Genomic DNA, 20363 nt, shown 5'->3' on the forward strand with positions numbered 1-20363 from the left:
GCGGAACATGGCGAAATCTCTGTGTTTCCGCCCGTCGCCGTCCCTGCCTTCGAGATTTCCCGCCCCATCCCTGCCCTCCGCCAGCCGACACCGCCGGGATCGTTCGCCGGAGAAATCCGGCGCGGCAAGTCCGGGCGCGACACTGCCACGGGGGCACAAGATCGAAGGCGGGGGCACAAACCGGAAGCCCCTCGACTCCCTCGAAGGGCGGTTGTAACCTTTTCGTGCCACCCGGTGCGGCTTTTCCACCGAGGCATCGCGATGCCTCCCGAAAGGGAGATATCCGATGACTCAGTACGATAAGCGGCTCGTGTCGAAAAAGGAGCTGAAAACACTGTGCGGCATCCCGTACACACCCCAACACATCGGGCGTCTCGAAGCGGCGGGCAAATTCCCCAAGCGGGTACAACTCGGGCCGAATCGGGTCGCGTGGCTGTTGTCGGAGGTGGATGCGTGGGTGGGCGAGCGCATCGCTTTCCGTGGTGCGTCCGTTGACGATCCGGCTTCCTTTTGACGGGGCGGGGATGGCCGGTGTGCACAACCGGCCATCCCTTCAATTATGAGCGGGCTGCGCATTTTTAGATGGAAGGCCAAGATTTAGCTCAAATGGAAGGCCATCGCGGACGCTTTCGAGTAAATTCAAGCAATCGTTAGAGTATTTATGAAATTTTGTCGTATTTACTAATTCCGATCTATGGTATTTGTTATCAGATGACTTGATGTCAGTTCCAGTTATTTGCTTTAGCTTGTCAAGAAGCGCATTTGCTGTATGCCACCCATTACCACCAAGCAACTTTCCAAGCTGAGTTGCGCTCAACGGATGCTGTACAGCCGCAAAGCTGTAATCATCAATGTTGGCAATTCCAAATAATTTAGCAAATGAATTTGAATTCTCAACAGATTCAGTCAGCATCTTAAAGTCTACATGAACTGGCAATTTTGGAATGTCGTGGCGAACTAAATCGTATGAGCGGGCGATTAGAGCCCTTAAAATTCGAGGGTTTACGTCGTTCAAGGCCGGGTTTGTAGAAAAAGCATCAAATACCCACCCAAAATCGGCAGCTTCAATCAACTTAACCCTTATTGTCCGGTCATCTTCCGTCGGAATCACCTTTTCCCTTGGCGGTACGCTGTCTTCGTTTATTTGTGGATTCCATTGTAAGATATACACGTTTGGGATGACCCCGCCTTTCTCAGGAAGAGCCTCGTCGATATCAGATAAAATAGACCTAATGTTTGGGTCTGTTGCGCTATATCCTATAAATATTAGTGGATGTTCATTGAAAAATGTAAGAAGCTTTGCGCTGAGAAATTTCTTTTTTCTTTGAAATTCGCGGTAGTCTGACTCTGTAAAAACGATGCTATCAGGATCGGTTACGCTGCCATGTATTTTGTATATTTCACCAATATATACTTGCTGACCCTTTAGAATGTTTTGACCAATAATTGGCTCGTGGTCCGGAAACAACATTTCAAGCATGCGATCATAATTTGTTGTGATGATCGCGTGAGGCTTTATTTTTGTTAGTGATGATATTTCTTTTTTGTGCTCATCTTTTCCGATTTTAGAGGCGTCAATTGGTGTCAACGAATTAATATACGACGCAATTTTATATTTTATGTATGATTGAGCCCCAACTGATTCGCCAAACATTTCTTCTGGAAATTCGTTATGACCTGCTGTCCATGCCCATTCCTGATAAATTTTTGCGAATTCTTCGCCAATTCGCATTGGGGTTATAAGAGACTGCTTGTAAAAACCAAGCCCTTTGTCAATCGCGGTGCAGTGGGTTGCTAGATGAGACAGAAGTTCATCCCAGTTAGGGGTTCCCATATATCGCTTCGCCAGTCCAGATCCAACGAATAGAATTGGCTGACACCCAAATTGCTGAACCGTATCAGCGATATCGTCGCCAATCTCTTCCGCGTAGCGGCTGTATCGAGTTTGCGACTCTTGCGCCTTTTGCCCGTCCACAACGCACCTCATAGTTATATGTCCGAAAAGTTATAACGCGGATAACATTTGGTGGCAACTGGAGTGGCAAGAATATTGAAAACGATTTCAACTCGTAGAGGCCTCTAAGCATGAGTTGGTTCTTTAGGTGAAAAGCCCACCTTTGTTACCTTTAGGTATGCCAGCGCTACCGCCCGTATGATCGGATCGGCGCACCACGTCTTCCCGCCCTTGAACCGTGCGGCGACCATGGCGGGGACAGTTCCGGCGAGGTGATCCCGGAAGCCCTGTTCGAGGGCTTGGCGCTCGTCGTCCGGCAGTCCGTCGATAAATGCCATGATGGCGGCTTTCTCGCGGGCACTGTCTGCCTTGCGTCTGTTCGCCGTCTTGGCCTCAAGTTCTTCGCGCTCACGGTCGGCGTCCCGCTCGGTTTCGTGGGCGTGGGCTTGCTCTTGGGCGAAGAGGGTGGGCTGTGGTCGCCAATCCTCCTCAATGGCCTTCCGGAGCCATCCGGCGGGGTTGTCGATCTTCTCCTTGCCCTTGAGGCGGCGAGCAAGATCGGCGGTTGCCCACTCCACCAACTCCGGCTCGTGATCCTGGACGAGGGCGCGGGCGGCATCCTCGGCCATGCCGTGGGATTTGAGGCGGGCGACCAGACGGGCAAGCCGGGGGTCGTCGCGCAGGGCGTCCGGGGTGTCGGTGCGGGCGTTCTTGGTGATGAGGAAGCGAAGCGCCGTGACCTTGCGCCCGGTCTTGATCTCCTCATAGTCAAAGGCAAGATCGGTTTTCGCGTTGATCTCGCGCCGCGCCCGATCAACCACCCGAACCCGTAAATCCTTGTAAAACGGGTAATCGTCCGCCCCGATGCCGCAGAATCACCGCAGTTCGGCCAAGCTAACGAGGCGCGAGCCGATCCCGGCATATTGCTTCAACAGCTCATAAATACGAATGGCATAGGTGCTTTTCATGCCGATGGCGTATTTGAGCGCGACGGTGGTGAAGTTCTTTTTGAGGTCGAGCAGGTAGGGCATGAGCGCCGGGGCAAGGCAGATTTCCACAAGCCCTTCGTTCCAATGGTATTCCGCCGACGCGATCCAAGTGGCCTGTGTGGTGACGTTGCGCCCGATGTCTTCAAGATCGATCTCGCGTTTGCGCAAGCGCCCGGTCACCTCGGCAATCTCGCGATAGAGCCGCCCGCCGCCGTCCGAGATGCCGATGAATTTTGCGAGGTCGGCAATCCGCACCCGGTAGCGCTTAAAGTCCTTGTCCTCCGGGCCGATCTCGGAAAACAACCACAACAAAATCCGTTGCTCTTGCAGGGTGAGACGATACCGCGCCTCGATCAAATTATTGTGCCGGGTCACAAGCGCCTTTTCGGTTGGCTTGGTCACGATGATGTCCGACATGGGGTGTATTTAGAGAATAATACGGCCATGATATGGATAATGGGACGTGAGTCAAATTCTTGTCCCATTATCCGGCTTTTTGGCTTTGCGCCGCGCTTTCCATCGTGACGGCGGATTTGTCCTATTTGGCGGGGAATTTGTCCCACTTCACGGGGAAAACGTCCCAGTTCGACGGGGTTTATGTCCTACTTCACGGGGAATTCGTCCTATTTGGCGTGACGGGATGGCTTGTACAAGCGGAAATCCGGGGGCGGAAAACATTTAAAACAATGTAAAACAAGAACAACATCGCGCGGGCGTGCCGCGCTCTTTGCTGTTGTTTTTGAAAAATTGGGTTCTCCCGCCCCCTGACGGGGGGCGCTCCGTCTCGATCCTTTGTCCGGGGAAAGGACGCGCTCGCAATGGCCTAAAATCGGGCGGTAGCGGCGTTTGTCGCCCGCCCCGGCTATATCGCGGCCCCCGAAGATCAAACGCCTCACTATGGGGCAAAAAACAGCACATTAGCTGAATGAAAAATAATTCCAAACATTGGAGAGTGCCAGATTGAGTTGACAAGGTTCGGGCATGAAGCCCGTGAACGCGGGATCGCCCATCTCATCGGCAATGATTGACCATAGGTTGCGCCTGCGTCATTATGATAATCGGCATGGGAGGTGTTGCATGGATATTTCGTTTAATATCAAATACGATGATGGGGTGCGCCGGTTTAATGGCTTAGATGCTTATTATGGCGCTCAGTCATTATTTGCTATTACTCAGATTATGCTTATCTGTTTTAATGCTTTTCTTAACAAAGAAATTGTAACAAAAGCAACTGCGGCAAAAGGTTTCTGGCTGGTTGCTGGCCCTGCGAGGAAGGGAAGCTGGGAACAATTACTCCATATGGTCATTACTGATCCTCATCTAATATCTCTTGCAGAGGAGTATGGAAAACAAGCTCTTTACGACCTAACTAAATGGGCTATGGGCGGTGCTGTTGGTATTCCTTTCATCTTGAAGAATCGAAAAGCTAAAAATATTATCAAAGAGTTGCGTAAAAAGAACGAAGACCTTTTGGAAAAGCTTGATGATGCTGTTTTGCGCGCTCATGCTCCCGTAAAGCACCAAGGGCTAAATGTTCACATCATGTCTGGTCGGACAGTCTTGATGTCATTTAACCATGAAACGCTCGAATTTATTGAGACAGAGGTGATTGAGGATGAAACATACGTTATTTCTCTTGCTGTAAACAGATTTAATGCTCGGACTGGAACTGGACGTTTTATTGAGGCGATTGATTCAATATCAATACCATTTTGGCCTTACGAAGAATTGTCGGAAAGACAAAAAGTGGCTCTGGCTGATAACTTGGCGAAAGTGGCGCGTGGGGTATACGACCCTCTCAATGTCATTGTCTCTAATGTGGTGTCGCGCGACGGTCGGCTCAAACGATACCGGCTACACGGGGTTGCCATTTGACGCAAATACCTTCAAGTAATTTTAGTAATTAATGGCAATATAATTCTTAGGTTATGTTGTCCTGTGTCCCGATAGGTTTTCGTGTCACTGCCTATGATTTAATCGCCTCGCTATGGGGCAAAAAACGCCCTATTTCCCGAACATCCGCCGGAAGAATCCGCGATGCGAGTCCGGCGCGGGCGGCAAAAGCCGGGTCACGAGGTCGGCATTGGCGCGGCGCAGCTCGGCAAGCTCGCGCTCATAGCGTTCGGCGCGGTCACGCTCGGCACGTTCGCGTTCCTCCGCCTTTCGTGCCCGCTCCCGGAGCTCTTCGATCAGTTCAGCCCGAATCGGCTCCGCCGCAGCTTCGGCGGGGGTCGCGTCGATCCGCGTGGCGGGTGTCTCCGTTGGCTGGTGCTTTGGCGGTCAGAACACCCGGATCAATTCGGACATGTAGAAAAACCGCTTGCCGCCTTCGAGGTAAATTTGAGACTCGGCAAGAGCGCCGGAGGAAATCTTGCGCTCAAGCGTCCGCTTACTGATGCCGAAAACCTGTGTCACGTCATGGGCGGAAAGGGAATGTGCAATTTGCTGTGTCATGCTGTGCCAAATGAAGAAATAAAAGTCGGCGTGGCACTGTGCCACCGATGCCATTGTATTGATTTATGAGGAAAATCAAGTGCGACAGGGTGTGACATTGGCAGGGTTTGGCACTGTGCCGCCTGTGCCTATTCAAAAAAACCCGCTGGGGAGCGATCCGCCAGCACCCACCCGCCGCCGAAATCGGCTTTGACGCTGTCGATTGTGTTGAACGCGATCAGGTTGAAGGCTCGGCTGCCCCGGAAGCCCGGCACGGCAAGCATCCGATCCATCACCCGGACGGCAAGCCCCGGATTGCTCGATATCGACAGCACCCGTCCCGCCGCGTCATGGCCGAAGGTGCGGGACGCGGCATCCGTCACGATGTCTTCGATGTATTCGGCGAGCTGTTTGGCGATCCGCCCCACGTCGGGGAAGTTGTGGAGTTCGAGCGCCACGGCGCGGCGCTTGGCTCCGGTGTCGAAAAAGGCCAGCCCGTCCGGAATGATGAAGCGCCCGCCGGGGAGGTCTACCCGGCACACCGAGCGCATCCGCGTCGTGCCGCTGCGGTTCGCTCCGGTCTTGTCGAAATAATGCCGGGTGGCGAGGCATTCGCGCCGCTCGTCGGCGGCAATCCAAGCATCGAAGGCAATGCAGCAATCCACATAGGCCGCCCGGTGGTCGAAATCGTTGGCGTATTGCACGCCCCCGACCGGATAGACGATCTCCGACAGGTCGCACCGCTCCATATCGGCCACCACCTCCGCCCCGGTCTTGGTCAGGGTGTAGACGCGCGGCAAGCGTCCCTTGGCGCTGAATCGGGGGAAGTCGTGGACGTCAACGAGGTTGTCCCCCGCCCGGCGGCAGAGGCGGGGCAGCACGTCGGCGCGGATATGGCTATCGTTCTTGGCCACCCCGGCGGCGATCATCTGCGGCACGGTGAGATATCGATAGCGCGCCAAGGCTAAAAGCGCCCGCTGCTGCGGGGCGGTCAGCACGTCAAGCGGACGCTCCAAACTGCGGCGCTGGCGGTGCTTCTCGGCATGGGTTGGGGGGCTTTGGCTCATGGGATTCGGTTAATCGACAGGGAGGGGCTGATAGGACGCCCCGGCGGCGGCGGTACGGTGCGAGGTGGGGGCGCGGTAGTATCGGACAACCTGGCTGTCGCGAAGCCGCTCCCACGCCTCGGGCTTGATCGCGCCCTTGTCCTTGATCCGGTGCGACGGCATGCGGACGACGATTCCCTTTCGGCTTCCCGCCTTGATGTGGAAAAAGCCGGTCGAGAGGGCTTGCAACTCGTCAAGATCAGCGCCGGTTTCGTCCGCGATCTTCTTGAGGGTGTGGAGCGCGTTTTTGCCGGTGATCTTGACGGCGGTATTGCCGAGAATCGCCTTGAGCAAATCCGGGCTCATGCCGTCGCCCAAAATCTGTTGCGCAAGGGTGAGATGCACCCCGTATTTCCGCGCTTCCTTCAAAATGATCTCGACGCTCTCGGACAGGTAGTTTTGGCACTCGTCCACGAAAACATGGACGGGGATGCGGTCGGCTTCGGGGAGGCGTCCCTGTTTGAAGGCGAACGCCTTGAGCCGCGCCATGATGAATTTGCCGATCAGGTTGCTCGTGGTTTCGCCGATGTCGCCCCGGCCAAGCCGGAAAATCACCACCGCCCGGCGGTTCAACAGCTCTTCGAGGGAAAACGAGCTTTTCCCCGCGATCATGCGGAAAAACGCGGGGTTGCCCTGGAGCGCTTCATAGAGGCGCATCCGAACCCCCCGCTTGCTGATGTCCATGGTCTTGTCGGTGAATTCGCGGCGGAAAAAATCGTGGTACAGCGAACCGGCCAGCACCTCGCCCGCGATCCCGAGCCAGCGGGCGTTTTTGGTGTCGTCCATGAACTCCATGAGGTCGGCCAAGGTCGAGCCGGGCACATGCAGAAGCACCGTGAGGCAAGCCCCGATCATCGTGCGCATTTGCGCGGTGAATTCGAGGCCGTCGATCAGCTCCGGGAACACCTCGATCAGCTGCTTGACCACGATGGCGATGTCATCGGGGTTGCGCTCCGCGTCGGGGATGTCGAGCGGATTGAAGACTGGAGTCTTGCCCGGCGACAAAGCGGGATCGATGTAAACGAGGCGCTTGCCGTCCGCCAGCTCCGGCCACCGCGCCACCTGTTCGGCAACGTCGCCATGCGGATCGATCAGCACCAAGGCCGGGGCGCTGTTGCGGGCGATGTAATGGAACATGATCGCCTTGAGGGCTTCCGACTTCCCCGACCCCGCCCCGCCGGTTATGTAGGTATGCCGCTTGCGGCTTTCCTCGGAAATGGGAAGCGTCCAAAAGCGATCAAAAAAAAAGCTCCGAGCCTGCGGAAGTGCTGCACACAGGAAACGTATATAGCCCACGTCAGAGTTTTCGTGATTCTGTTCGAGGTGGTCGCGTTCTTTGCGCTTCGCTTCATAGTCGGAAAGTTTAGCGTAATAAACTTCGCCTAATTTGTGCGTCAGCAATGCGACGACATAGGGGCGCTTTGACGGATCGCGCTCGATGGCGCGGGCTTCGGCTTCGATCAGTTCGGGGGAAGGCTTGGCGGGCTTCGGGATGTCGCGGAGCGTGAACCGGCGGCGAAACTCGTCCCATCCGGGCAGGCCATGTGCGAGCGCGACCGTATCGGCCACCTCCCGCCCAAAGGCGGGCGAGTCGGCAAGGCGGAACTCGCCAAGCTCCAAGCCCGCCCCGGTGTCGTCGCCCGTCTCGGCGAGGTGACGGGCAAGGGCGGCGGTCAGGGCGTCAGGCGCGATTTCGACCAAGGGACACCCCCACCGTTAAGCCCAACGTATAAGCCATTTTATGCACCAAATATGAAAAGTCAAAAAGGTTCATAAATTCAAAGGGATTAGCCATCTCCGTCGAATTCGCGTCCCTCCTCATTCTCTGCTTTCTGTTGGATCGGCCCGGCGGTCTGTATTTTGGCTCGTTCGTCACTCACGCCCCGAATTGCCGTCCGCCCGCGCTCAACCACGCCGAATGCGTCGGGAAACCAAACCCGGACACTGCCCCCCGACAGGATCGCCGGTTGCGCCAGCTCAAAACGCCCCGCGCCCTTTCAACGCCTCAATCCAAGAGTCCACCTCTTCCGGTGTCGGGGGCGTCGGGGCGCTGTTCGCCCGCTCGATCATCCGCACCGCGAAGCGGGTGGCTTCCTCGTGGGTGAGTTCGTCCTTGCGGAGTCGGCTTTGCAGGCACGCCATGACGATTTCATGGGATCGCTCGTTCGCCCGGTGGCGCTCGGTCTGGTCGGCAAGGTGTTCCGAGATTTTGCCTTGCACCTTCGCCGTCAGGATATTGCCGAGTGCTTGGGAAAGGGCGTGGTCGCTGTCCTCGCCCCGCTTGAGGACGGATTGCGAATAGTCATAGGGGAGACTGCGGGCACGCTTCGAGATATCCGCCGACACTTGGGCGTTGACCAACCCGACCGCGTTCGAATGCCGGAGGCGTTCAAGGCTCATGCTGCCGCGCTGCTCGATCATGGCTTTCTGTTTCGCGGCGTCCCGGTCGCGCTCGTCTTTTTCCCGCTCGTAATCGAGTTTGGAATAGGCAAGCGTCATGTCGTCGGAATGGTGGCGCTCGTTCTGATCCAGCCTTGCCCCTTCGAGACCCATTTTATCGGAATGATGGCGTTCCTGCTGGTGCAGGGTCGCCCCGGCGATCTCCGCATAGAGGGTGAGTTTATCGGCCTTGAGTTGCCGATCCCGAGCGCCTGCGGGGTCGGTGAGGTCGGCAAGGGTGATCGGAAAACGCGCCATATCGTCCCCCTACATGCTCTTGATGAGTTCGATGCGCCGCCGCTCGCGCTCCTCTTCTTCCTGCCGAAGAAGCCGGGCGGTTTCCATGGCCGCTTCCTGTTCCCGGATGGAAAGGTTTGCCAAGGCGAGGCTCTTTTTCAGTTCGATATCGGCAAGGGCTTGCGCCGCCCGGACTTCCTGCGCGGCGGGCGAAGCCCAATAAGCCGCCTCTCTTTCCGCGTTCGCCCGTTCCAAGGCTTGCCGCTCGCGTTCCGGGCGCTCCTTCTCCTCGCGCCGTCGCGCCGCCGCGTCCCGTCTCTTGCGGAAGATATAGCGGAAAAGGGCAATGAACGGGATGAAGGGGAAAAAGAGTATTTTCAAGATGAACGGGACAAGCCTCAATCCATCCCCGTCGCTTCCGCCGAAGGCGATCCAATTCAAGGAGAGAAGAAGGAAGTGACAGGCATATCCGATAAGAACAAAAAACATGGTTATGAAAACAAAATACTCGACTCGTTTTCCCTCAAAGCTATCAATTAGCATTGCCGCGCTTGCAGCGGCAACGATTGCAATTAAAAGAATGACGCGAAAAACCTTTTTATCGTCCATTTTCACCGCCCGCAACAAATCCGTCGCCAATAAGGACAGGGAAAAACGCCCACCCTTTCCGATTGGTAGCAAGGATATGATGGGGTGGCATCCGGCGCAATGCGTTGGGCGTCTCTCATGGTTATTCTTGCGGATGATCCACGCCGCGCAATCGAGGGCGTAAACATTGTATATTCTTTATCTATCAGAGGTGGAAAATCGAATGCCGTCCGCTGGCTAAATTTTGATTCCATGCTGGCAATAATTACTCCAGTATTTTTTGATTTTTTCGAATCCATCCATACACTGTCCAAAGTCCAAAGGGACGTTTAGACCTTGTACACTTCGCCCATGAGCCCATCTCCAGCTTTACTTTTCGTCGCCTATTACCGCGTTTCGACCGACCGACAGGGGCGCTCCGGGCTCTGACTCGACGCCCAGCGCGAAGCAATTTTCCGGTATCTTGCCCGGATCGGCGGGGCGCTCGCGGGCGACTTCACCGAGGTCGAAAGCGGCAAGCGGGCGGATCGTCCCGAGCTTGGCCGGGCGCTCGATCTCTGCCGCCGCAAAAAGGCAACGCTGCTGATCGCCAAGCTCGACCGGCTTTCCCGCTCGGTGGCGTTCATCTCGAACCTGATGGAAAGCCGGGTGGACTTCCGGGCGGTCGATATGCCGGAAGCGTCCCGGCTCACGATTCACATCCTCGCCGCCGTGGCCGAACACGAGCGGGCGATGATCTCCGAACGCACCCGCGCGGCGATGGCGCAAGCAAAGCTCCGAGGCGTCAGGCTCGGCAATCCCCGACTCGACAGCGCGGAGGCGGCACGGGCTAACGTCCGGGCGGCGGATGCCTTCGCGCTCAAGGTCTGACCGGCAATCGAGGAGATGGCCCTTGCGGGCATGTCCCTTCGAGCGATGGCGCGGGAGCTGAACGAGCGGGGCATAAAAACCCGCACCGGCAAGGCGTGGGGCGCAAGCACGGTGCGGAATCTGATCGTATGGAACGGGCGGACGGGATAGCAAATGAAGACGCCTCAATTGGAACGGGTCTTTTCCCACTGGTGGCGCTCATGAGCATTGCTCCCCGCCTTGCTGACGAAGACCAACCACACCCCGTAGCAGCCATGGAATCACGTCGCCGATGGCGCACGAATGATCGAACGGGCGGCCCGGGGGATGCCCGCCCATATCCGGGGGGATGATCCGCAGACCGTTGCCACGTTCGCCGCTGAAGGAACACCCAGCTGAGGACATGGAAGCCGAATATAGAGGGCGTAGAGCAGCGGGAATGCGCCGAGGAACGCGGCAACGCCAGCCTCAACCGGCTTTGCGTGGGGCTGGATGTTGGCCTATGCCACGGTGATCAAGAATGAAAGCGCGATGATCGCCTTGTGTCGTGTTTCCGGGTACATCGCGCCTCCCTGATTCCGGGACAAGCCCAAACCATTGCGGGAGGAATGGTAACAGGCGGTGGGGATTCGGCAAAGAGCGGGAGGATGGGAAATCTGAAAACTGATTTTGAATATCAACCATTCTTGATAAACTATGTGAAGTCTGGGATGGTTTTTGCTTTTTCGCGCACATCCCATGGAATCATTCTCTCTTAGGTATGGACAAATGGCACGCATGGCATATTATTAGAATGCCCATGTTTATGGTATTAAAACCATACAGAACATGAGGGGTAGTGGATCAAATAATTTACCAATTATCTGAGGTCAATAATGAGTGATCAAAAATTAACTCCAGAGCCACTAATGAAGATTGCGACGGCTTTTCAGGCTAGCAAGGTTCTAGCTCTTGCGACGTATTTTGACGTATTTTCCTCCATAAGTGGTGGAGTAAATACGTGTCATAGATTATCTTCTGAGACTGGTATTGATGTTAGATCGCTCAGATCAATACTCAATGCTTGTTCAGCAATCGATATTCTTAAAAAAGATGGAGATATTTATTCTAATTCCGATCTGGCAGAGACCTTTTTGGTGCGAGGGAAGTCAAGCTATTTCGGCGACATGATAGTCATGCAAGGCACTAGGCTGTATGACGCTTGGGGGGAACTGGAATCTGTTATGCGGCTGGGGCATCCTTCTGCTGATATATTTGGAACTATCCGCAATGATCCAGTTACTGCAAAGATTTTTACAGCAGCAATGCACAATAATGCTTTAGGCCCGGCTAGACAATTAGCGGCGAAGGTGGATCTGCAGTTTTCACGTGTCCTCATGGATATAGGTGGAGGATCTGGTGCTTATTCCTTATCTCTGGCAAAAGCATTTCCAAATATTTCCGCATATGTTGTTGACTTGCCCAATGTTTGTTTGATTGCAGATGAATATATTGCTGCGTCTTCTCTTGGAGAAAGAGTGAGGACTTATCCTGCCGATATATTTGTTGATGTCCTGCCTGATTCATGTGATGTTGCATTACTATCTCAGGTTTTGCACAGTTATAGCTCGCTAGAGTGCGAGGGGTTGATTTCGCGTATATATGACATTCTTCCCCAAGGAGGTACAATTATTGTCCATGAATTCTTTATGGATGATGACGGAAGTGGCCCGCCTTTCCCTGCGCTTTTCGCTGTGAACATGCTTCTGGAAAGCGAGCGCGGAACAAGTTACTCACGGAAAGAGGTGGCTTCCTGGTTGAGAAGTGTTGGCTTCCTTGATGTTCGTCGGGAGGACTTTGCGGGGCCGAGTGGCATTCTTATTGCCACGAAGGGGGCTTAATTCTGTGGGGAGGGGCGGCATGAACGAGGGGCAAATTGTACCGACCGATCTCGCGCCGACTGGAATTGCTGATCTAGATTTAGCGCTTCGCGGAGGAATGTCGCGAGGCAGGGGGTATATGATTAGCGGTGACATTTATTCAGGTAAAGAAGCGATAGCTCGGCACATTCAATTCTCAGCTCTAGTGCGGGGTGAGAGTGGCATATATATTTCGTTCACGAAGCCTTTTCATCAAATAATTTCTGACTTCAGCGCGAGAGGGCAGGACGTCAGGCCGTTTATTGATTCTAATAATTTTGGGATAATAGATTGCAACTATCTTCACCATGGCTATTCTGAGAATTCCCTCCAAGATGCTGTTGGCATACATAAAAATATAAAATTACTAAATAGCCCACTCGATCTTGACGCGCTCTTTGACGCCGATAGAGGGCTGCGGAATATTATCGGATATAATGGCGTTACGGTAATAGACTCTCTATCTGATCACATAATCCTGGCCGAAAAGCAAGGAGTTCCTCCTCATAGCATAATAAATCATCATCGGCGCTGTAAGGATTATTTCGCGGGGCGTTTCAGCACTATTGGCATACACACCTTTGATAAGGAGCTGTGCAAGGCGTGCATTAAGCGCCATAAGGAATATGAGGCATTCCTTCATGCCCTTGAAGACGGGGCTATTATTATTGATAAAATAAAACCATCGGCAAGAAAATATTTTATGTATTTTGCGGTGAAGTCTAGCGGGGTATGCACCCCTAAGTTTGATTTTGAAATTGCACCAGATAACATTAATATATTTGGGATGATTGATGAAATGAGAGGAGCCGAGAACATGGAAGGAACAGAGAAGAACCATAATGTAATTCTAGTTGCTCACAACTCTGGGCAAATATCGGTGCAAGGTGATGCCACTCAGAACAACATTAATGCCACAAAAAAGCCTGAACTTACTGATACCGATAATCATAAAGGTTTTGTGTCTAAAGTGGTGAAGACATTATTTAGCGCTGTGGCTGGCTATTTTAAAGGTGGTGAGTAGGTGGTGGTGTCGCAAATAATTATTTTTTCGGCTAGTTAGTTGTGACGTATTGTATATCTAGTTTATGCGTGTGAGCATTTTATGCTTGCGCAGCGATGTATACAGCGCCTGCCGCTTACCGTTGATTTTTGTGGAGTAGGCTCGGGAGGCTTTTTGGGGTGGGCGGTATATGGGCCGATTCACTCTTATCACCGATAAATTTGGAAAATTGATAGCATGGCGTATAATGTCTCCCTACCTTCTAATTTTCCCATATGAAACAAGTGGTTGAAGACTGAGGCGCTGACATGGAAACGGTCATTCGCGACGTGACCTTGGAAACGGTCAACCAGGCCATTGCCAACCGGGCGGGGATCAAGCCCGGCGAGAGCTTTTCCGTTGTCATTGTCGATAGCGTCACACGGCCTCGGTCGCGTCTGTCCGATGTCGCGGGGAAAGCACGAGTCCCCGTGGCCTCGAAGGGGCTGGCGACGGACGGAGCTGTGATCGAGCCGGGCGAGGGCGTCAAGAGCCGCATGGCGCGATTGCTTGAGCTGAAAGGCGTCGGTGCGCGGCTTTATGGCGAACGGACGCAAGAGGATATTGACGCTGGAATCCGTGAGTTCCGGGGCGATGAATAAACACGTTGCGGACGCTCAACGTATATACGTTGATGCAAATATCATAATCTATTTCGTCGAAGGCTGGGCGGGTGCGCAAGAAAATATTGCCCGCCTCTTTTCTCATGCCGAAGAGAAAGGCATGCGACTTATTACGAGCGAAATCACCGTCTCAGAGTGCTTGTACGGGGCGTACAAGGCAGAGCGCTCGGAGCTTGTCGAGCGTTACAGAGAAATTTTCAGCGAAATCGAGGCATTTGAACTTGTTCCGGTCGAGTTCGGAATCTGCGAACGCGCCGCGAAAGTCGGCGCGGCGAACGGCTTGAAGCTGATCGATGCGATTCACGTCACGTCCGCCCTTGAAATCGCGTGCGACGTGTTCGTTACGAACGACAAGGGAATCAGGTCGAGCGCGGATTTATGCGTCGTCCAGCTTGCGGATTTGTAGCGGTCGCCGGAGCTGCACTTGAGCCTGTTTCCCCCTCCGGCACTCCTTCCTTTACGATCTTTTCGACATATCCCGCCCACGCTTCGAACGCGCGGCGTCGATCTTCAAGATACATCGCTTTATTGTAGACTCCGGCCACGCCTGCTTTTGCGCTGCCGGAAACGTGGTTTACACACGCCTCGACGACATGCGGGGCGATGGCAAGGCGTTCATTCATCATCGTAACCATGGTGCGGCGCAGATCGTGCAGCGTCCATTCGGGCATCGGGGGAAGCCCGGCCTTTTCCCGCCTTCTGGCGATCCGACCGTCAACGCGCTCCTTGGTCTTGCTGAACCCCGAAACCGGGGTCTTTCCTGTGTTGGTGAACAGAAACCCGGTGTCGCCGATCTCCGGGCGACCTTTCGCGATGGCGGCGGCGAGCGGGGCAAGCGGGACGGTGTGCGGGCGTCCGTTTTTCGTCCGGTCGCTCGGGATTTCCCACGCTGGCCGGTCGCCATCCAAGCCGACAAGCTCGCTCCATCGCATTCCGCCGACTTCCCCCCTTCGCTGGCCGGTCAAGAGAAGGAGCTTGAAGAGGTCGCAGAACGCCCCGCCTTCCGTTCCGAACGCCTGCCACACCTCGGCAATCTCGGCCTCGGTCAACGTGCGTTCTCCCACGTTCTTTTGCCCCGGCGGCTTCAATCGGTCGGTCGGTGGGATTTCGAGTAAGTCCTGTTCCGCGCACCAATTAAAAAACTTGCTCAAGTGCGCAAGGAGGTTGTTCGCTCCGCCCGCGCTTCCGCGCTCAACCATGGTGTCCAGCACGGCGCGAACGTCGGCGCGGGTGATCGAGTCAACCGGCTTGTCCGCCCATGCGGCCGTATCCGATCCGAACAAGGCGCGGCGATACTCCCGGTGAGTGGAAAGGGCAAGGCGCGGCTCGACGTGCTGGCGCATGAACCGCTCGCCGACCGTCTTGAAGGTGTTGGCAGCTTTCTCGGCCTTGGCTTCCGTTTCGGTTGCCTTCTTGGCCTTCGGATCAATGCCGCGCTCGATATCGGCAAGTGCGGCTTTCGCGGCAGCGCGGGCAGCTTCGAGAGAGGTGGCGGGATACGGCCACGACATGCGCAGTTGTCCCGAGCCGGAACGAGTGCGGAGGAAAAACGATTTGCCCCTGGCATCGGTAACGCGAAGACCGAACCCCGGCACGATGGCATCCCAATACTCGGTGCGCTTGCCCTCGGGGGCAGGCTTCACCTTCTGCACCATGGCATCGGTAATCACCTTGCGGGCGGCTTCGCGGGGCATGGCCTAACTCCTCCGTCTCGTGCGCGGGTCGATATGGGGGCACAAACGGGGGCACAAAAGTTCGGGCTTTGCCCCGTTTCCCTATGTTCGACCATGTTAGGGTGGAGGCTCTAAAAGTCAATAAATACTGATGTTTACAGAAGACCGGCGCTCCGCGATGCGCTCGTATATTCTGCCAATTTTGCGCATTCGTAATGCGCGGGCCGAGGGTTCGAATCCTTTCGCCGGCACCATCTATTTTTCAAGGGCTTAGCGGGAAACCGCTAGGCCCTTGGTCGTTTCCGGGGCTGTTGAGGTAACGAAATAGGTAACATTCGCGGAAATCGTAACCTCTTGCCCCGTGCTGGCTGACCGGCATCGCCCACCCCTTGTGATGTTCCTATGGCACGCAAGCCCTCGACTCCCTCGAAAGGCGGTTGTAACCTTTTCGTGCCTACCGGTGCGGCTTTTCCACCGAGGCATCGCGATGCCTCCCGAAAGGGAGATATCCGATGACTTAAGTCGACACGCGGCTCGTGTCGAAAAAGGAGCTGAAAACACTGTGCGGCATCCCGTACACACCCCAACACATCGGGCGTCTCGAAGCGGCGGGCAAATTCCCCAAGCGGGTACAGCTCGGGCCGAATCGGGTCGCGTGGTTGCTGTCGGAGGTGGATGCGTGGGTGGGCGAGCGCATCGCTTTCCGTGGTGCGTCCGTTGACGATCCGGCTTCCTTTTGACGGGGCGGGGATGGCCGGTGTGCACAACCGGCCATCCCTAATTTTTCCAATAAGCTGAATTACAGAATGGAGAGATGAAAAATGTGTGATCAGTTCGAAGTTGGGACGGCTCTTTGGTTTCGCTGCATAATGGATAAGCTCGAAAAAATAAATAACGGTGACTATAAAAATGTTGTTGAGGGCTTGTCTGACGATCAGAAAAAGGCTCTAATTGAAGCGTTGCAATAATAAATTTATTGTGGCATTTTTACCGCTCTATCGGTAGTTAGAGCCATTTTGGATGATGGGGGGCTTGTTGTCCTCCCATCGTTTTAAATTTACCTTGACCGTTCAGGTATGCGAGCGCTTCCCTCCGTATCATCGGATCGGCGCACCATGACTTCCCGCCTTTGAACCGCGCGGCGACAATGGCGGGGACAGCTCCGGCGAGGTGATCCCGGAAGCTCTGTTCGAGGGCTTGGCGCTCGTCGTCGGGGTGCCCCTCGATAAATGCCATGAGGACGGCTTTCTCGCGGACACTGTCTGCCTTGCGTCTGTTCGCCGTCTTGGCCTCAAGCTCTTCGCGCTCGCGGTCGGCGTCCCGCTCGGTTTCGCGGGCGTGGGCTTGCTCTTGGGCGAAGAGGGTGGGCTGTGGTCGCCAATCCTCCGCGATGGCCTTCCTGAGCCATCCGGCGGGGTTGTCGATCTTCTCCTTGCCCTTGAGGCGGCGGGCAAGATCGGCGGTTGCCCACTCCACCAGCTCCGGCTCGTGATCCTGGACGAGGGCGCGGGCGGCATCCTCGGCCATGCCGTGGGATTTGAGGCGGGCGACCAGACGAGCAAGCCGGGTATCGGTGCGGGCGTTCTTGGTGATGAGGAAGCGAAGCGCGGTGACCTTGCGCCCGGTCTTGATCTCCTCATAGTCAAAGGCAAGATCGGTTTTCGCGTTGATCTCGCGCCGTGCCCGATCAACCACCCGAACCCGTAAATCCTTGTAAAATGGGTAATCATCCGCCCCGATGCCGCAGAATCACCGCAGCTCGGCCAAGCTGACGAGTCGCGAGCCGATCCCGGCATATTGCTTCAACAGCTCATAAATGCGGATGGCATAGGTGCTTTTCATGCCGATGGCGTATTTGAGCGCGACGGTGGTGAAGTTCTTTTTGAGGTCGAGCAGGTAGGGCATGAGCGCCGGGGCAAGGCCCTTCGCTCCAATGGTACTCCGCCGATGCGATCCAAGTGGCCTCGGGCGATGAAAGAGGGAGCGAGGCGGGCCGCTTATCCCGGTAGCGGCCCGCCTTCCATTTCTTCTCCGCCGAGGCGGCACCGGCGAGGCGAACCTATCTATGAAGGGCGGGGAAATTTGCCGCAGTGTTGATCTTAACGCATTGAAATAGATCAATAAAAAATTTACCATCAGCCCTAGTTTGCCACTTTCGAAGTGAAAGTGTGCTTCCGCGTGATGCAGGGTTGTCGGGCAGTCCCAGAAAGTCACCTCATTCAAGGCCAAGCCGGCATTCAGAACGTTCTCGGTCGTCAGGAATCCGCTACGCCGCTCTGTACAACTCTGATCGACCGCGAGAAGCGTGAACGCCCTCAGCAATCACGCGCCCTGGATCGCAGGATCGCCGCGTGGAAGCAGGAAGTGAAACAGGTGTGGTGGACGAAGCCGGCCGAGATCAAGGCAGTCTATGGAACGGCCGATGTGGTGGGCAACAACAGGAGCGTCTTTGACATCTGCGGCAATCGGTATCGGTTGATCGTTCAGTTCAACTATGTCGCCCAGATTGCCCGCATCAGGTTTGCTGGAACACATGCCGAATACGATGAAATCGACGCAACAACGGTGTAAGCCATGAACATTCGACCAATCAAGACGCCCGATGATCACAAGACCGCGCTGGCGCGCATCCTCGCGTCCACCGGCAGGCCCGTCCGCTCCTTTGGAAATTTACCCCGCAATAATCATTCAGGGTAGATTCCGGGGCTCATCCACACCGTCGATCGTGACTATGATTCCTAAGTGTCGAAGGACTGCGTGTCGGTTATCGCGAGGCCCGTGATCGGCTCGGGCGTAACCGCTCTAGCAAAGGAGCCGGGTTGTGGACGAATACCTCCATCATGTTTCGGGTTTTTTTGCCCGACGTGAGGACGCCGAGGCCGCAATTATCGCCCTTGTGGCGCAGGGTCTGCCGCGTGAACGAATTTACCTGTTTCACGCCGACGCGGCGCCTCCAGCCCCCGCACCGCAAGCCCATAGCGATAGCGTGCTCAAGGATGTCCTTGTCAATGGTGCCATCGGAACCGCGGTCGGCACAGGACTGGGCGCGCTGACGGAGTTGGCGCTGGTGGCCGCGAACGTGAGCCTGTTCGTCGCGAGCCCGCTGATCGCTCCCCTGATGTTGCTGGGCTGGGGCGCGAGCCTTGGCGGCTTGATCGGCGCAACCACCGGCGTTGCGGCCACTGACGGCCAAAAGGAAGGGCTGATTGCGGACTTGATCAACGATGCGGTCTCGAGCGGTCAGACTGTGCTGGTGGCGGTATCGCGGACGGAGCGAGAAACATCGATCGCCCGCGAGGTCATCGCGGCGGCCGTGGGTGAGTACAAGGACATCGACAGGCAGTGAGTCCGGGTGTCCGTCGATGACATGCGGCGTCGCGCCCCGATTGACGGGCCGGGAGAAATGGTTCGTGGACATCACCCCCGTCATCGGGACGCTCGCCGCCATGGCCTCGAGCGCCAGCTTTGCCCCGCAGGCCTGGAAAATCATCAAGGAACGTCACACGGGCGATATTTCCTCGGCGATGTATGTGCTGACGGTTTCGAGCTTCGGGCTCTGGCTCGCTTATGGTGTGCTGCGGGGCGATTTGCCGCTGATCGTGCCCAACGCGCTCTGCCTGCTGATGTCGGCCTTCATCCTTCTCATGAGCGTGCTGCCGCAGCGCAAGAAGGACGAGGTTGCCGATGTCCTTGACCCCAGGACCGAACCGGACGACGACCCCAAGCCACCGAAAGGAGCCGCACCATAACCGGAAAAATTTAAGTCAGGGCAGTTGCTCCCACGGCACTAGGGCGTGGACTCATTAAGGGCGACACCAGAGTCGGCAGGCAATGATTTTGACGGCGGCGATGAAGTTGCGCTGGTCCTTGTCGTACCGAGTGGCGGTCCCCCTGAACTGCTTGATACTGTTGAAGAAGCGTTCGACGAGGTTGCGTTGTCGGTAGACCCAGGACGAGAAGACGAAGGAGCCCTTGCGGTTGGACCGGGGCGGGATGTTGGCCCAGGCGGTCCTGTCGGTGGCCAAGGCGCGAATGGCGTTGCTGTCGTAGCCCTTATCGGCGAGGAGAATCGCGCCGTCGCTCAGCCTCTCCAGCAGGCTTTCGGCTTCGACGCTGTCGTGGACCTGACCGCCGGTCAGCCGGACATCGATCAGACGGCCGTCTGCATCGACGAGCGCGTGGATCTTGCTGGTGAGGCCCCCACGGGAACGTCCCATGCCACCATCGTCGAGATCCCCCTTTTTCCCGTGGCTCCATGCTGGTGAACGCGGACACAAGTCGAGTCGATCATAACGATGTCGCCGTCATAGGCTTTTGAAACGTCTTCCAAAAGCCGGTCCCACACCCCCGCCTTCCGCCAGCGGACGAAGCGGTTGTAGCAGGTCGTCGCTGGTCCGTACCGTTCGGGGATTTCCGCCCATGGCGATCCGGTTCGGAACCGCCACAGGATACCGTTCAGAACCTTCCGGTCATCCACACGCGGCACACCCCGCGGCTTGTTCGGTAACAGGGGCTGGATGATCGACCATTCG

General features: G+C 55.8%; 24 protein-coding genes. 13 read left to right on the forward strand and 11 right to left on the reverse strand.

From position 1 onward, the window contains the following. The first annotated feature begins 286 nt into the window (after window positions 1-286). Entirely contained in the window at window positions 287-514 is a 228-nt protein-coding gene (locus BLW40_RS05425) for a helix-turn-helix transcriptional regulator (protein ID WP_074766297.1), read from the forward strand. Window positions 515-553: 39 nt separating this feature from the next. Here the strand turns inward: BLW40_RS05425 and BLW40_RS05430 are convergent, their stop codons facing one another. The 3 genes from BLW40_RS05430 to BLW40_RS18125 form a co-directional block, all read right to left on the reverse strand. Continuing rightward, on the reverse strand, window positions 554-1975 hold the full coding sequence (locus BLW40_RS05430) for an SIR2 family protein (protein ID WP_211656722.1): 1422 nt from the start codon (window positions 1973-1975) through the stop codon (window positions 554-556). Between the two features lie 104 nt (window positions 1976-2079). Continuing rightward, a complete protein-coding gene (locus BLW40_RS18120; protein ID WP_083386630.1) occupies window positions 2080-2820 on the reverse strand; it encodes a replication initiation protein in 741 nt (246 codons plus the stop codon). 9 nt (window positions 2821-2829) lie between these two features. After that, on the reverse strand, window positions 2830-3360 hold the full coding sequence (locus tag BLW40_RS18125) for a replication initiation protein (protein ID WP_021132707.1): 531 nt from the start codon (window positions 3358-3360) through the stop codon (window positions 2830-2832). Between the two features lie 660 nt (window positions 3361-4020). Between BLW40_RS18125 and BLW40_RS17335 the strand changes: the two genes are divergently transcribed. Together BLW40_RS17335 and BLW40_RS17340 are read left to right on the forward strand one after the other, a co-directional pair. Then, the gene (locus tag BLW40_RS17335; protein WP_139305496.1) at window positions 4021-4818 is read left to right on the forward strand and encodes a DUF7946 domain-containing protein; all 798 of its coding nucleotides are present in this window, start codon (window positions 4021-4023) and stop codon (window positions 4816-4818) included. A gap of 162 nt (window positions 4819-4980) precedes the next feature. Beyond that, complete coding sequence (locus BLW40_RS17340) at window positions 4981-5466, forward strand: hypothetical protein (RefSeq protein WP_139305497.1); 486 nt, start codon at window positions 4981-4983, stop codon at window positions 5464-5466. Window positions 5467-5525: 59 nt separating this feature from the next. Here the strand turns inward: BLW40_RS17340 and BLW40_RS05450 are convergent, their stop codons facing one another. The 4 genes from BLW40_RS05450 to BLW40_RS05465 all read right to left on the reverse strand — a co-directional run bounded on the left by BLW40_RS05450 (window position 5526) and on the right by BLW40_RS05465 (window position 9773). Continuing rightward, a complete protein-coding gene (locus BLW40_RS05450) occupies window positions 5526-6443 on the reverse strand; it encodes a hypothetical protein (RefSeq protein WP_074766305.1) in 918 nt (305 codons plus the stop codon). A 9-nt stretch (window positions 6444-6452) separates the two neighbouring features. Continuing rightward, window positions 6453-8183 (reverse strand): type IV secretory system conjugative DNA transfer family protein, encoded by a 1731-nt coding sequence (locus BLW40_RS05455; RefSeq protein ID WP_074766307.1) that lies wholly within the window; start codon window positions 8181-8183, stop codon window positions 6453-6455. A 276-nt stretch (window positions 8184-8459) separates the two neighbouring features. Further along, window positions 8460-9179, reverse strand: coding sequence for a hypothetical protein (locus tag BLW40_RS05460; protein WP_074766309.1), 720 nt, complete (start codon window positions 9177-9179; stop codon window positions 8460-8462). A gap of 9 nt (window positions 9180-9188) precedes the next feature. Continuing rightward, window positions 9189-9773 carry a hypothetical protein gene (locus BLW40_RS05465; RefSeq protein ID WP_139305498.1) on the reverse strand — a complete coding sequence of 195 codons (585 nt, stop codon included), beginning with the start codon at window positions 9771-9773 and terminating at the stop codon, window positions 9189-9191. 444 nt (window positions 9774-10217) lie between these two features. On the opposite strand from BLW40_RS05465, the gene BLW40_RS18130 reads away from it, so the two are divergent. The 6 genes from BLW40_RS18130 to BLW40_RS05490 all read left to right on the forward strand — a co-directional run bounded on the left by BLW40_RS18130 (window position 10218) and on the right by BLW40_RS05490 (window position 14564). Continuing rightward, a complete protein-coding gene (locus BLW40_RS18130) occupies window positions 10218-10616 on the forward strand; it encodes a recombinase family protein (RefSeq protein WP_342027653.1) in 399 nt (132 codons plus the stop codon). A 15-nt stretch (window positions 10617-10631) separates the two neighbouring features. Further along, the gene (locus BLW40_RS18135) at window positions 10632-10766 is read left to right on the forward strand and encodes a recombinase family protein (protein ID WP_331270951.1); all 135 of its coding nucleotides are present in this window, start codon (window positions 10632-10634) and stop codon (window positions 10764-10766) included. A 704-nt stretch (window positions 10767-11470) separates the two neighbouring features. Further along, window positions 11471-12475 carry a methyltransferase gene (locus BLW40_RS05475; RefSeq protein WP_083386631.1) on the forward strand — a complete coding sequence of 335 codons (1005 nt, stop codon included), beginning with the start codon at window positions 11471-11473 and terminating at the stop codon, window positions 12473-12475. Between the two features lie 19 nt (window positions 12476-12494). Continuing rightward, window positions 12495-13517, forward strand: coding sequence for an RAD55 family ATPase (locus tag BLW40_RS05480; protein WP_074766315.1), 1023 nt, complete (start codon window positions 12495-12497; stop codon window positions 13515-13517). 287 nt (window positions 13518-13804) lie between these two features. Next, on the forward strand, window positions 13805-14137 hold the full coding sequence (locus tag BLW40_RS17345) for a hypothetical protein (RefSeq protein ID WP_074766317.1): 333 nt from the start codon (window positions 13805-13807) through the stop codon (window positions 14135-14137). Further along, a complete protein-coding gene (locus BLW40_RS05490) occupies window positions 14100-14564 on the forward strand; it encodes a type II toxin-antitoxin system VapC family toxin (RefSeq protein WP_170834530.1) in 465 nt (154 codons plus the stop codon). Before BLW40_RS17345 ends, BLW40_RS05490 begins: the two co-directional genes overlap by 38 nt. Here the strand turns inward: BLW40_RS05490 and BLW40_RS05495 are convergent. Next, the gene (locus tag BLW40_RS05495; protein WP_074766319.1) at window positions 14518-15852 is read right to left on the reverse strand and encodes a tyrosine-type recombinase/integrase; all 1335 of its coding nucleotides are present in this window, start codon (window positions 15850-15852) and stop codon (window positions 14518-14520) included. The genes BLW40_RS05490 and BLW40_RS05495 overlap by 47 nt on opposite strands. A 515-nt stretch (window positions 15853-16367) precedes the next feature. Between BLW40_RS05495 and BLW40_RS05500 the strand changes: the two genes are divergently transcribed. Beyond that, window positions 16368-16571, forward strand: coding sequence for a helix-turn-helix transcriptional regulator (locus tag BLW40_RS05500; protein ID WP_074766321.1), 204 nt, complete (start codon window positions 16368-16370; stop codon window positions 16569-16571). A 265-nt stretch (window positions 16572-16836) separates the two neighbouring features. Here the strand turns inward: BLW40_RS05500 and BLW40_RS05505 are convergent, their stop codons facing one another. Further along, window positions 16837-17571 carry a RepB family plasmid replication initiator protein gene (locus BLW40_RS05505; RefSeq protein ID WP_139305500.1) on the reverse strand — a complete coding sequence of 245 codons (735 nt, stop codon included), beginning with the start codon at window positions 17569-17571 and terminating at the stop codon, window positions 16837-16839. 9 nt (window positions 17572-17580) lie between these two features. Next, window positions 17581-17736, reverse strand: coding sequence for a RepB family plasmid replication initiator protein (locus tag BLW40_RS18140; protein WP_170834531.1), 156 nt, complete (start codon window positions 17734-17736; stop codon window positions 17581-17583). 276 nt (window positions 17737-18012) lie between these two features. Here BLW40_RS18140 and BLW40_RS05515 point away from each other — a divergent pair, with 276 nt between their 5' ends. The 3 genes from BLW40_RS05515 (at window position 18013) to BLW40_RS05525 (ending at window position 19580) form a co-directional block, all read left to right on the forward strand. Then, window positions 18013-18402 carry a type II toxin-antitoxin system HigB family toxin gene (locus BLW40_RS05515; protein ID WP_083386635.1) on the forward strand — a complete coding sequence of 130 codons (390 nt, stop codon included), beginning with the start codon at window positions 18013-18015 and terminating at the stop codon, window positions 18400-18402. A gap of 250 nt (window positions 18403-18652) precedes the next feature. Next, on the forward strand, window positions 18653-19177 hold the full coding sequence (locus BLW40_RS05520) for a hypothetical protein (RefSeq protein WP_074766325.1): 525 nt from the start codon (window positions 18653-18655) through the stop codon (window positions 19175-19177). Between the two features lie 64 nt (window positions 19178-19241). Beyond that, window positions 19242-19580, forward strand: coding sequence for a SemiSWEET family sugar transporter (locus BLW40_RS05525; protein WP_074766327.1), 339 nt, complete (start codon window positions 19242-19244; stop codon window positions 19578-19580). 54 nt (window positions 19581-19634) lie between these two features. Here the strand turns inward: BLW40_RS05525 and BLW40_RS16990 are convergent. Then, a protein-coding gene (locus BLW40_RS16990; RefSeq protein WP_139305502.1) for an IS5 family transposase occupies window positions 19635-20363 on the reverse strand; the annotation gives its coding sequence in 2 pieces (ribosomal slippage) (window positions 19635-20080 and window positions 20080-20363; 730 coding nt annotated over the 2 pieces). This gene is flagged as partial in the annotation.

This window comes from Magnetospirillum fulvum, assembly GCF_900108475.1.
Classification (GTDB): Bacteria; Pseudomonadota; Alphaproteobacteria; order Rhodospirillales; family Magnetospirillaceae; genus Phaeospirillum; species Phaeospirillum fulvum_A.